Origin of the sequence: Micromonospora parastrephiae (assembly GCF_016802865.1) — a bacterium.
Taxonomy (GTDB): Bacteria; Actinomycetota; Actinomycetes; order Mycobacteriales; family Micromonosporaceae; genus Micromonospora; species Micromonospora parastrephiae.
In genome coordinates, this window is the sequence record NZ_JAEVHM010000180.1 from 1 (window position 1) to 11,462 (window position 11,462).

The following is an 11,462-nucleotide window of genomic DNA, read 5'->3' on the forward strand; positions in this document are numbered from 1 at the left end:
GCCCGCCGCCCGGCTCGGCATCGCCGCGGTGGCGGTGGGGCACCTGGTGATGGTGGCGGTGATGTCGATGACCCCGGTCGGCTCGGTGAGTCGCACGCCGACGCCGACGTGCTGCGGCTGGTCGGCATCGTGCTGAGTCTGCACATCGCCGGCATGTACGCGTTCTCCCCGGTGGTCGGCTGGCTCACCGACCGGCTCGGCCGGCGGGCGGTGATCCTCGGCGGGGTCGGGCTGCTGTTGGCCGCCTGCGCGGTCGCCGGCACCGCCGGGCATCACACACCCCGGCTCTCGGTCGGTCTGGTACTGCTCGGGCTGGGCTGGTCGGGGACCATGGTGGCCGGCTCGACGCTGCTCTCCGAGTCGGTGCCGGCCGGTGTGCGGCCGAGCGTCCAGGGGTTCTCGGACCTGCTCATGGGGCTGGCGGGGGCCGGTGCCGCGGTGGTCAGCGGGTTTGTCATGCAGATCGCCGGTTATCCGGTGCTCACCCTGCTCGCGGCGGTCGCGACCGTGCCCCTGGTGGCGCTAGCGTTGCGCCCGGTGCCGACCGGGGTACCGGACAAGGAGGGCTGATCACGTGCGGCTGACCGACTTCTGGGCGCGGCTGGAGGAGGCGTTCGGGCCGGGTTACGCGGCCAGTATCGCCCGCGACCAGGTGCTGTCCCAGCTCGGTGGACGGACCGTCGAGCAGGCGCTGGCGTCGGGGGAGCAGACTCACGTGGTGTGGCGGGCGGTCTGCGCCGCGTATCCCGACCGAGTGCCCGCGCGACTACGCTGAGCAGCCTTTTCGCCGCTTCCGCGTGTCGCTTGTCGAGTCGTACACCTGTTCGGCTATTGTCCACAGCGGGGTGCTCGTCCACAGCTCGCGGCCCGTCGGCTGGTTTTCTGTCGGACCCAGCGCCTAGCGTGTCCGCGTGACGCGAAGCTCAGCAAAGACGCCGGCGAAGGCAGGGGTGGCAACCATGGCAGCAGGGCCTGACCGGGAGAAGGCACTCGACCTTGCTCTCGCTCAGATCGACAAGCAATTCGGCAAGGGCTCGGTGATGCGGCTGGGGGAGCGGCCGGTCATCCAGACCGCCGTGATCCCGACCGGCTCCATCGCGCTCGACGTGGCGCTCGGCGTGGGTGGCCTGCCACGGGGCCGGGTGGTCGAGGTCTACGGTCCCGAGTCCAGCGGTAAGACCACGGTGGCTCTGCACGCGGTGGCCAACGCCCAGCGCGCCGGTGGCATCGCGGCCTTCATCGACGCCGAGCACGCGCTCGACCCGGAGTACGCGAAGGCCCTCGGTGTCGACACCGACGCGATGCTGGTCTCCCAACCGGACACCGGTGAGCAGGCGCTGGAAATCGCGGACATGCTGATCCGCTCCGGCGCCCTGGACATCATCGTGATCGACTCGGTGGCGGCCCTGGTGCCGCGCGCCGAGATCGAGGGCGAGATGGGCGACAGCCACGTGGGCCTCCAGGCCCGGCTGATGAGCCAGGCACTGCGGAAGATCACCGGTGTGCTCAGCAACACCGGCACCACGGCGATCTTCATCAACCAGCTGCGGGAAAAGATCGGCGTGATGTTCGGCAGCCCGGAGACCACCACCGGTGGTCGGGCGCTGAAGTTCTACGCCTCGGTCCGGCTCGACGTGCGACGCATCGAGAGCCTCAAGGACGGCACCGACGTGGTCGGTAACCGCACCCGGGTCAAGGTCGTGAAGAACAAGGTGGCCGCGCCGTTCAAGCAGGCCGAGTTCGACATCATGTACGGCAAGGGCATCTCGCGCGAGGGCTCGCTGATCGACGTCGGCGTGGAGCAGGCGATCATCCGCAAGTCCGGTGCGTGGTACACGTACGACGGCGACCAGCTCGGCCAGGGCAAGGAGAAGGCCCGGGAGTTCCTGAAGGAAAACCCGGACGTGGCCGCCGAGATCGAGAAGAAGATCCTGGAGAAGCTCGGCGTCGGGGTCGGCGCGAGCGACGCCGCCGGTGGCCCGGAGCTGCCGCCGGTCGACTTCTGACCGGTCGCTGACCGATGGCAGGACGACGCGCCCGTACGGGGCGGGGCTGGGATGCCAGTCCACCCCGTACGGGCGATGCCAGTGAGCCTCCGCGCCCTCGCCGTGGTCGTCGTGGCCGGTCCGAGGAGGGCGATGCGGTCGAGGCCCCGGCGCCGCCTCGCGACGAGTCGGAGGTGGCGCGCGAGATCTGCCTGCGCCAGCTCGCCGTCCGGCCACGCACCCGGGCCGAGCTGGCCGGTGCGCTGGCCAAGCGGGGCATCTCCGAGCAGGTCTCGGCCGAGGTGCTCGACCGGTACGACGAGGTCGGCATCATCGACGACGCCGCGTTCGCCCGCGCCTGGGTGTCCAGCCGGCACTCCGGGCGCGGTCTGGCCCGCCGGGCGCTCGCCAACGAGCTGCGCCGCAAGGGCGTCGACGGCGAGGTGGCCACCGAGGCGCTCGACGAGCTGGACGACGAGACCGAGGCGGAGACCGCCCGCGCCCTGGTGGAGCGCAAGCTGCGTACCGCCCGGGGCGAACCCGACGCGGTCTTCCGCCGGCTGGTGGGCATGCTGGCCCGCAAGGGTTACCCGCCCGGCGTGGCGATCCGGGCGGTGAAGGACGCGCTCGCGGCGCAGAGTGCCGAGGCGGCCGAGTTCGCCGAGCAGATCGACGCCGACGCGCTGGCCGACGCCGAGGGCGACCTGGAGCGCGACAACCGCCCGACCGACTGAGCGGAGCGATGGGTGCCCCGATGCTGAAGGCGTGTCTGAACGGCCAGCGCAGCCAGGCTGACCATCCGGCCGTGCCCGTCACCCCGGCGGAACTGGCCGCCGACGCGGCCCGCTGCGCGGCGCTCGGCGTCGCGGCTGTGCACATCCATCCCCGCGACGCGTCGGGCGTCGAGTCGCTGCGCCCGGCAGTCATCGCCGACGCGCTCACCGCGATCCGTACCGCCCGGCCGGGTCTGCCGGTCGGGGTGAGCACCGGAGCCTGGATCGAACCGGACGGGGCCGCCCGGGTGGCCGCCGTCCGGGCCTGGTCGGTGCTACCGGACTTCGCCTCCGTCAACGCCCACGAAGCCGGTGCCGAGTCGGTCGCCGCGGCCCTGCACGACCGTGGTGTGCTCGTCGAGGTGGGGCTCTGGACGCTCGACGCGGTCGAGGCGTATCAGGGCTGGCGGGTGCCGGTCGGGAGGATCCTCGTGGAGTGCATGGCGGAGGAGGTGCCGGTCGCGTTGGCCGACGCGGCGCGGATCCTCGCCGCCCTGCCGTCGCGGGGGATCCCACCGGTGCTTCTGCACGCCGAAGGACCAGCCACCTGGCCGGTGCTCGCCGACGCGGTCAGCCGCGGTCTGCACACCCGGGTCGGCCTGGAGGACACACTCCTGCTGCCCGACGGCACACGGGCGCCGCACAATGCCGCACTGGTCACCGCCGCGCTGGCGGCCGGCGCCCACTGATTCGCCCGACGCCGCGCTGTACGCCCGGCGCCGCGCTGTACGCCCGGCGCCGCGCTGAACGCCCGGCGCCTGTTGGGCCGCCGGCGTCCGCTGGGCGGCCAGCGCCGAGATCGTGCTCGATCCAGGATCTAGTTGGGTTCCCGCGGCGGTGAGGCCACTACTTCCAGGATCGAGCGCGATCTTGGGGGAGGGAGCGGGCTTGACGGCGGCCAACGCGCTGTTGGCGGGATGGGCACGACCCCGGCGAGAGGGGCACGATCTCGCGACACGGGCGCGATCTTGGGGGGCGGGCCCGACGAGGGTGCCGGGGTGGGCGTGGGGTCGCTGGTGTCACATAGTCGGCTCACCGGGGGGCCTCGTCGTCGCTGAACAGGCACGACATCCGAATCGAGGCCGTCGCCTCGCCGTGTTTGTCCCGCCGTGTCCGGCACGGCATCAGCTTTGCGTGACGCCGCAACTTCGCTCCGTTCGGGGGGTTTGATCATGAGTTCTTGACCAGAGCACCCCCGGCGACCTAGCCTCGCCATACAGGCTCACATTGCCCGACCATCGCAGGCTAAGCGCACAACATAGATCGCGTAACAGAACAGCATCACTTTGGCCGACTCCACGGCCTTTGGCGGCAGTCCGGACAGGCCGGTCCGGTACTCCGCGACAACTGCACCCGGTCGCCGACGATGCCCGAGGGCACCGCCGGCGGAGAGAGCTACCCACGGCCAGCCGCTCCGGTCGGGCGTCCACAGCCGCAGGAGTGTGCCCGCCGGGCACGGTCGCTGCGGTCGGCGAACGTTCAGGGGAGGCGGCCATGGCGGGGCGGCGGCACAGGTTCACCGGTAGACCCCACGGGGTTCCGGCATGAACGCCTTCGACGTCGTGCTCCTCGCGGCTGTCCTCATCCTCGCGGCGGTGGTGATCGGGGCCGTGCTGTTCGGCGTCCGGACGCTGCGCCGGATGGGCTCGGCACCGGCGCCGGAGGATCCGGCGTTCATCGCCGAGAAGGACCGTCAGGAGCAGTCCCTGGCCGCCCTGCGTAACGCGGCCGACCAGGCGAACAGCACCATCGACGTGGCGAAGTCCGCGGCTGCCGCGGCGCGCGCCGAGGCGGCCGCGGCGAAGGCCGAGGCGAAGGCGGCCCGGGCCGAGGCCCGGCGGGTGCTCGACGACGCCCGCGCCGAGGCGGACACGGTGCTGGAACGCGCCCACAAGCAGGCCGAGGCGGACGCCGACCAGTTGCGCGCCACGGCCCGGCGCAGCGGCGAGCGGGAGGTCGCGGTGCTCGCGGCCACCACCCGTGAGCAGGCGGCCGAGGTGGAGCGCCGTGCGGCCCGGATGGACGAGCGGGAGCGGCTGCACACCGAGGAGGTGGAGCGCTTCGCCGAGCGGGAGCGGCAGCTCACCGAGGCGCGGGCGGCCCTCGCCGCCCGCGAGTCCGCGCTCGCCCAGCGGGAGACCGAGCTGGCCGAGGCGGAGGAACTGCGCCGCCGGGAGCTGGAACGGATCGCAGGTCTCACCGCCGAGGCGGCCCGGCTGGAGCTGGTCGAGGCGATCGAGACGCAGGCCAAGCGGGAGGCCGCGCTGCTGGTGCGGGACATCGAGGCCGACGCGCGCGGCACGGCCGAGCAGCGGGCCCGCCACATCGTGGTCGACGCGATCCAGCGGGTGGCCAGCGAGCAGACCGCGGAGAGCGTGGTCAGCGTCCTGCACCTGCCCGGTGACGAGATGAAGGGGCGGATCATCGGCCGGGAGGGGCGCAACATCCGTGCCTTCGAGTCGGTGACCGGGGTCAACCTGATCATCGACGACACCCCGGAGGCGGTGCTGCTCTCCTGCTTCGACCCGGTCCGCCGCGAGGTCGGCCGGCTCACGCTGGAGAAGCTGGTGCTGGACGGCGGATCCACCCGCACCGCATCGAGGAGGTCTACGACCTGGCCCGCCAGGAGGTGGAGCAGCTCTGCCTGCGCGCCGCCGAGGACGCGCTGGTCGAGGTCGGCATCACCGAGATCCACCCGGAGCTGGTCACCCTGCTGGGCCGGCTGCGCTACCGCACCTCGTACGGGCAGAACGTGCTCAAGCACCTCGTCGAGACCGCGCACATCGCCGGCATCATGGCGGCCGAGCTGCGGCTGGACGTACCCATCATCAAGCGGTCGGCGTTCCTGCACGACATCGGCAAGGCGCTCACCCACGAGGTGGAGGGCAGTCACGCCCTCATCGGCGCGGACCTGGCCCGCAAGTACGGCGAGCACGAGGACGTGGTGCACGCCATCGAGGCGCACCACAACGAGGTGCCGCCGCAGACCATCGAGGCCGTGCTCACCCAGGCCTCCGACGCCTGCTCCGGCGGTCGGCCGGGCGCGCGGCGGGAGAGCCTGGAGGCGTACGTCAAGCGGCTGGAGCGCATCGAGGAGATCGCGGCCGGCAAGCTCGGCGTGGACAAGGTCTTCGCCATGCAGGCCGGCCGGGAGATCCGGGTGATGGTCAAGCCCGACGACGTGGACGACATCGGGGCGGCCGTGCTGGCCCGGGACGTGGCCAAGCAGATCGAGGAGGAGCTGACCTACCCGGGTCAGATCCGGGTCACCGTGGTTCGCGAGTCCCGGGTCACCGAGATCGCCCGCTGACCCACGAACAGACGACGGGCGGGTGGCCTGGCCACCCGCCCGTCGCTCGTTCTGGTTCCGGTCAGATCATCCGCGCGGCGTCCTCGCCGGCGTCCTGGGCGGGCAGCACCTTGGCCGCCGTCCGCGGGGTACGCCCCATTCGCTTCTGGAGCCACCAGGCCAGGGCCGACAGCGCACCGCAGATGGCGATGTAGATCGCCGCCACGATCAGGTAGGTCGGTACGTACGGCAGCCCGAACGGCAACCGGCCGCCGATCTGCTTGCCCACGAAGAGCAGCTCGGGGTACGTGATGATGAAGCCCAGCGCGGTGTCCTTGAGCAGTACGACGAGTTGGCTGACGATCGCCGGGAGCATCGACCGGACGGCCTGCGGCAGCAGGATCAGCCGCAGCACCTGGTTCTTGCGCATGCCGATCGCGTACGCGCCCTCGGTCTGCCCGTACGGCACCGCGTTGATGCCGGCCCGGAAGATCTCCGCGAGCACCGAGCCGTTGTACAGCATCAGCCCGATGACCAGCGCCCACAGCTTGTCGATCGACCAGCCGTACTGCAGCGGCACGTAGTAGCCGAAGAAGATCAGGATCAGCAGCGGGATCGCCCGGAACAGCTCGACCACGAAGGTCGCCGGGGTACGCAGGATCCACTTGTCGCTCAGGCGGGCGCTGGCGAACACGGCGCCGAACAGCAGTGCCAGGACGGCGGCGATGCCGGCGGCCTTCAGCGTCGCCCACAGGCCGCCGAGCAGTTCGCGTTGCACCGAGGCGTACTGGAACTGCTCCCACTTGCGGGCCTCGAACTGCCCGGTGTCGGCGAACTTGTAGCCGATGAACGCGAGCAGGGCGATGATGCCGGCGGTGGAGACGACGCCCAGGATCGCGTTGCGCCGCTTGGCTCGGGGCCCGGGCAGGTCGTAGAGGATCGACGCCTGACTCAACTCAGCCACCTTCCGTTCGCGGCCGTCGGGCACGCCAGCTCACTCATCGGGCCACCCTCCACTTGCGCTCCAGGAACCGCTGCAGGGCCACCAGCGGCAGGATCAGGATCAGGAAGCCGATGGTGATCCAGAGCAGGACGGCGAACTGCGGCTCACCCCGCTCGGCCATGTACGCGGGGATCGCGCCGGCTTCCAGCACCGAGAAACCGGCGGCGATGGTGGTGTTTTTCAGCATCGCGATGAACACGCTCATCATCGGCGGGACCATCGCCCGCAGCGCCTGCGGCAGCACGATGAGCGTCAGCACCTGGGCGAAGGTCATGCCCAGCGCGCGGGCCGCCTCCGCCTGGCCGGCGGCGACCGTGTTCACGCCGGAGCGGATCACCTCGCACACGAACGCCGAGGTGTAGACGGTCAGCGCGATGGCGGCACTGGCGAAGTAGTCGATGTTGACGTCCAGCTTGGGCACCGCGAACACGAGGAACGCGAAGACCAACGTCAGAGGGGTGTTGCGCACCAGATTGACGTACGTGGCGCCGAACGCCCGCAGGGCCGGCACGGGGGAGACCCGCATCGCGCCGAGCAGCGTGCCGAGGACGAGGCTGCCGACCGCGGCGATCAGGAAAAGTTTGACGGTGTTGGTGAACCCGTCAACGAACAGCTGCCCGTTGTCCGTCAGTACGCGGAAGAACTCGCCCATGCCTCGCTCTCAGTCCTCGGACGGGCGCCGGACGGGGACGAGCCCCGCCCGGCGCCGCAACTCGTGTCGAGCCGGTCGGTCAGTACCGCTCGAGGGTGGGCGGAGCGCCCGCCGAGCCGGACAGGCCGAGCGTGCCGTCGTAGATCTTCTGCCAGGTGCCGCTGGTGAAGGACGCCTCGATCTGGTTGTTGACGTAGTCGCGCAGCGCCTTGTCGTCCTTCGGCAGGCCGATGCCGTACTTCTCGGTGCTGAACGGCTTGCCGACGACCTTGAGTTCGGACGGGCTCTGCGCCGCGTAGCCCTTGAGGATGGCGTCGTCGGTGGTGACGGCGTCGACCTTCTTGTCGAGCAGCTGCGAGACGCACTCCGAGTAGGTCTTGAACTCGACGATGTTGTTCGGCTCGGTCAGACCCTCGTCCCGGACCCTCTGGATCGGGGTCGAGCCGGTGGCCGAGCAGACCTTCTTGCCCTTGAGGGTGTCCTTGCCGGTGATCGACGTCTCGTCCTTGCGGACCAGCAGGTCCTGGCCGGCGACGAAGTACGGGCCGGCGAAGGAGATGTCGTTCTTGCGCTTGTCGGTGATCGAGTAGGTGCCGACGTAGTAGTCGACCTCACCGCCCTTGATCGCGGTCTCCCGGTTGGCCGACGCGATCTCCTTGTACTCGATCTTCGCCGGGTCGATGCCGAGCGTGCTGGCGACGTACTGGGCGATCTCGATGTCGAAGCCGCACCGCTTGCCCTGGGCGTCCTTGTAGCCGAGGTTCGGCTGGTCGAACTTGACCCCGACGGAGACCTTGCCGGCCGTCTTGATCTTTTCGAAGGCCGGGCTGCCGGCGATGGCCGCGTCCGTCTTCGGGGTGAAGGTCGCGCCGGAGCTCTTGCAGGTGTCGGACTGGGCGCCACCGGAGGCGCTGCCGCCCGCGCTCGGGGTCGGCTCACCCTCCTTGCCGCAGGCCGCGGCCGACAGGGCGAGGGAGGCCATCATGGCGACCGCCGCCACGCGCTTCATACGCATACTCTTCTCCTTCTTCGACGGAGCCCACCGGTGGTCGGCGCGCTCCACTACGGACGCCTAGTGCGTGAGGATCTTGGAGAGGAAGTCCTTCGCCCGCTCGCTGCGCGGGTTCTCGAAGAACTCCGCCGGGGAGGCGTCCTCGACGAGCCTGCCGTCGGCCATGAAGATGACCCGGTTGGCGGCGTGCCGGGCGAAGCCCATCTCGTGGGTGACCACGACCATCGTCATGCCGTCGCGGGCCAGCGAGGTCATCACGTCCAGCACCTCCCCGACCATCTCCGGGTCCAGGGCGCTGGTGGGCTCGTCGAAGAGCATCGCCTTGGGCTGCATGGCCAGGGCCCGGGCGATGGCCGCCCGCTGCTGCTGGCCGCCGGAGAGCTGGGCCGGGAACTTGTCCGCCTGGTTGGCGATGCCGACCCGGTCGAGCAGGGCCAGGCCGCGCTCGCGGGCGGCGGCCGGCTTCTCCTTGCGGACCTTGATCGGGCCGAGGGTGACGTTCTCCAGGATCGTCTTGTGCGCGAAGAGGTTGAAGGACTGGAAGACCATGCCCACCTCGCTGCGCAGCCTGGCGAGGGGCTTGCCCTCGGCCGGCAGTGGCTGGCCGTCGAAGGTGATGGTGCCGGAGTTGATCGGTTCCAGTCGGTTGATGGCGCGGCACAGCGTCGACTTGCCGGAGCCGGACGGGCCGATCACCACGACCACCTCGCCCCGACCCACCGACAGCGAGACGTCGTCCAGCACGTGCAGCGGTCCGAACCACTTGTTGACCGCGTCCAGCACGATGAGCGGTTCGCCCGTCGTCACGTCGTCCACCGTCCCTGTCGTCTCCCGGATCGGGGTCGGTTGACCCCCGGTGCGGCCACTGTAGGCGGCGTGATGTGGCAGAACGCAACCCGGCGGGTCACGGAGCGGTAACACCGGTCACGATCGTCGTCGTGCGTCCGATTCCGGTCATGGTGCGGGTCGCAACGGTGGCGATCGTGGCGTGTTGTCGAGATCATGGAGGGATGACCGAACCGGTACGGCTGACCAAGTACGCCCGTGGTGGGGGCTGCGCCTGCAAGATCCCGCCCGGCGAGCTGGAAATCATGGTGGCCGGTCTCGGACCGGCGACCGGCACCGCGGAGCTGCTGGTCGGTCTGGACCACGGTGACGACGCGGCGGTGGTGCGTCTGGACGAGCGGACCGGCCTGGTGAGCACCGCCGACTTCTTCACCCCGGTCGTCGACGACGCGTACGACTGGGGGCGGATCGCCGCGGCCAACGCGCTGTCCGACGTCTACGCGATGGGCGGCACCCCGCTGGTGGCGCTCAACCTGCTCTGCTGGCCACGGGACGTACTGCCGCTGGAACTGGCTCGCGAGGTGCTGCGCGGCGGTCAGGACGTGGCCCGGGAGGCCGGCTGCCACCTGGCCGGCGGGCACAGCGTGGACGACGACGGCCCGAAGTACGGCCTGGCGGTGACCGGGACGGTCCGCCCGGAGGAGCTGATCACTCTGGATGCCGGTCGGGCCGGAGTGCCGCTGTCGTTGACCAAGCCGCTCGGCGTGGGCGTGCTGAACACCCGGCACAAGGCCACCGGTGAGAGTTTCCCGGAGGCGGTGGCCACGATGAGCGCCCTCAATCGGGATGCCGCCCGCGCGGCGGTCGCCGCCGGCATCCGGTGCGGCACCGACGTGACCGGGTTCGGTCTGCTCGGGCACGCCTCGAAGCTGGCCCGGGCGAGCCGGCTCACGGTGGCCATCGACACCGCCCGGGTGCCGTACCTGGCGGGCGCGCGGGAGGCGCTGCGCGACGGGTACGTCAGTGGCGGCAGCCGGCGCAACCTGGACTGGGTGACCCCGTGGACCGACTTCGGCGCGGCCGACGAGGCGGAGCGGTTGCTGCTCGCCGACGCGCAGACCTCCGGTGGCCTGCTGGTCGCCGGTGAGGTGCCCGGCGCTCCCGTGGTGGGCGAGTTGCTGCCCCGTGGCGAGCACCTCGTCGTCCTGCGCTGAACGGCAGAAGGGACGGCAGCCGAAGGCGCGAGGAAACGCGGCGTCGGTGGCGCGAACGCGGCACCATACCCGATAAACTGTCACCTTCCCGCTACTCGGAGCAATGCGGCTCAGGGAAATTTTGCCCGGAATGGTCACAGACCGGTAACTTGCCCCCGGCTGAGGTCATATGCCCCCCACCATCGTCAGTAAGGCCCGATTCGGAGGCCGGTGGGACGAACGCAGCGAGGAGGCGGAATGACCGAGCTGTGGAACTGGAGAATCGACCGGGCACGGCCCGTGGAGGTCTACCCGGCGCTGGCCGAGGCGCTCGGTCGGGTGGTGATGCCACTGGCGGTGGCCGACCCGGCCCGACTGCCGACGTACGCGGTCGTGTGCGACGTCTGGGAGGCCCCGGGCGAGTTCGCGACGGTGGTGGACTGCTACGGGGTGCCCGAGCGGCTCTCCGAGCACGCCAGCATCGCCGCGCTGGCACGGCTGCTGGGCCGCAACTGCCTGCTGCGCGACGACACGCTCGACGCCACCCGGCATCTGCTCGTCGCCCCGGACGGCACGGTCCGGCCGGTGCACTTCGACGTGTGGGACACCGACGACGGCGAGGTGCTCAGCAGGCAGCGGCTCTGCACGCTGGGCGACCCCGGCTGTCGGGGCTGGTCGCAGTGTCACCGCTCGCGGTGGGCGCCGGACACCATCGCGCCGGCGCTCGCCGCGGCCTGACCCACCGGTCGGGCCCGGCCGGCGCCCCGCC

Annotated in this window: 10 protein-coding genes and 2 pseudogenes; 8 read left to right on the top strand and 4 right to left on the bottom strand. The window is 70.9% G+C overall.

Features of this window, described 5'->3' with window-relative positions; translation table 11 throughout:
* The 6 genes and pseudogenes from JNW91_RS25470 to rny all read left to right on the top strand — a co-directional run.
* A pseudogene (locus JNW91_RS25470) lies at positions 1–570 on the top strand (MFS transporter); the annotation flags it as partial.
* Between the two features lie 4 nt (positions 571–574).
* Positions 575–775: a DUF3046 domain-containing protein gene (locus JNW91_RS25475; protein ID WP_139583060.1), complete on the top strand. Its 201-nt coding sequence runs from the start codon at positions 575–577 to the stop codon at positions 773–775.
* A 184-nt stretch (positions 776–959) separates the two neighbouring features.
* Positions 960–2,006, top strand: coding sequence for a recombinase RecA (gene recA / locus JNW91_RS25480; RefSeq protein WP_139583061.1), 1,047 nt, complete (start codon positions 960–962; stop codon positions 2,004–2,006).
* Between the two features lie 14 nt (positions 2,007–2,020).
* Positions 2,021–2,719: a regulatory protein RecX gene (locus tag JNW91_RS25485; protein ID WP_203177914.1), complete on the top strand. Its 699-nt coding sequence runs from the start codon at positions 2,021–2,023 to the stop codon at positions 2,717–2,719.
* Between the two features lie 20 nt (positions 2,720–2,739).
* Entirely contained in the window at positions 2,740–3,447 is a 708-nt protein-coding gene (locus JNW91_RS25490) for a 3-keto-5-aminohexanoate cleavage protein (RefSeq protein WP_203177915.1), read from the top strand.
* Positions 3,448–4,302: 855 nt separating this feature from the next.
* Positions 4,303–6,068, top strand: a pseudogene (gene rny, locus JNW91_RS25495) (ribonuclease Y).
* Between the two features lie 61 nt (positions 6,069–6,129).
* Here the strand turns inward: rny and JNW91_RS25500 are convergent.
* The 4 genes from JNW91_RS25500 to JNW91_RS25515 all read right to left on the bottom strand — a co-directional run bounded on the left by JNW91_RS25500 (position 6,130) and on the right by JNW91_RS25515 (position 9,530).
* A complete protein-coding gene (locus tag JNW91_RS25500) occupies positions 6,130–7,002 on the bottom strand; it encodes an amino acid ABC transporter permease (protein WP_203177916.1) in 873 nt (290 codons plus the stop codon).
* Between the two features lie 43 nt (positions 7,003–7,045).
* A complete protein-coding gene (locus JNW91_RS25505) occupies positions 7,046–7,702 on the bottom strand; it encodes an amino acid ABC transporter permease (RefSeq protein ID WP_203177917.1) in 657 nt (218 codons plus the stop codon).
* Positions 7,703–7,781: 79 nt separating this feature from the next.
* A complete protein-coding gene (locus tag JNW91_RS25510) occupies positions 7,782–8,717 on the bottom strand; it encodes a glutamate ABC transporter substrate-binding protein (RefSeq protein WP_203177918.1) in 936 nt (311 codons plus the stop codon).
* A gap of 57 nt (positions 8,718–8,774) precedes the next feature.
* Positions 8,775–9,530: an amino acid ABC transporter ATP-binding protein gene (locus JNW91_RS25515; protein ID WP_203177919.1), complete on the bottom strand. Its 756-nt coding sequence runs from the start codon at positions 9,528–9,530 to the stop codon at positions 8,775–8,777.
* Between the two features lie 194 nt (positions 9,531–9,724).
* Here JNW91_RS25515 and selD point away from each other — a divergent pair, with 194 nt between their 5' ends.
* Both selD and JNW91_RS25525 read left to right on the top strand, forming a co-directional pair.
* Positions 9,725–10,714, top strand: coding sequence for a selenide, water dikinase SelD (gene selD / locus JNW91_RS25520; protein ID WP_203177920.1), 990 nt, complete (start codon positions 9,725–9,727; stop codon positions 10,712–10,714).
* 237 nt (positions 10,715–10,951) lie between these two features.
* Positions 10,952–11,431 (top strand): hypothetical protein, encoded by a 480-nt coding sequence (locus JNW91_RS25525; protein WP_203177921.1) that lies wholly within the window; start codon positions 10,952–10,954, stop codon positions 11,429–11,431.
* The last annotated feature ends 31 nt before the right edge of the window (positions 11,432–11,462 follow it).

What these genes read in the sequence shown, in the direction of transcription:
- recA (WP_139583061.1), top strand. Translation starts at nt 960, where the DNA reads ATGGCAGCAGGGCCTGACCGGGAGAAGGCACTCGACCTTGCTCTCGCT.
- JNW91_RS25485 (WP_203177914.1), top strand. Translation starts at nt 2,021, where the DNA reads ATGGCAGGACGACGCGCCCGTACGGGGCGGGGCTGGGATGCCAGTCCA.
- JNW91_RS25490 (WP_203177915.1), top strand. Translation starts at nt 2,740, where the DNA reads ATGCTGAAGGCGTGTCTGAACGGCCAGCGCAGCCAGGCTGACCATCCG.
- JNW91_RS25505 (WP_203177917.1), bottom strand. Translation starts at nt 7,702, where the DNA reads ATGGGCGAGTTCTTCCGCGTACTGACGGACAACGGGCAGCTGTTCGTT.
- JNW91_RS25510 (WP_203177918.1), bottom strand. Translation starts at nt 8,717, where the DNA reads ATGCGTATGAAGCGCGTGGCGGCGGTCGCCATGATGGCCTCCCTCGCC.
- selD (WP_203177920.1), top strand. Translation starts at nt 9,725, where the DNA reads ATGACCGAACCGGTACGGCTGACCAAGTACGCCCGTGGTGGGGGCTGC.
- JNW91_RS25525 (WP_203177921.1), top strand. Translation starts at nt 10,952, where the DNA reads ATGACCGAGCTGTGGAACTGGAGAATCGACCGGGCACGGCCCGTGGAG.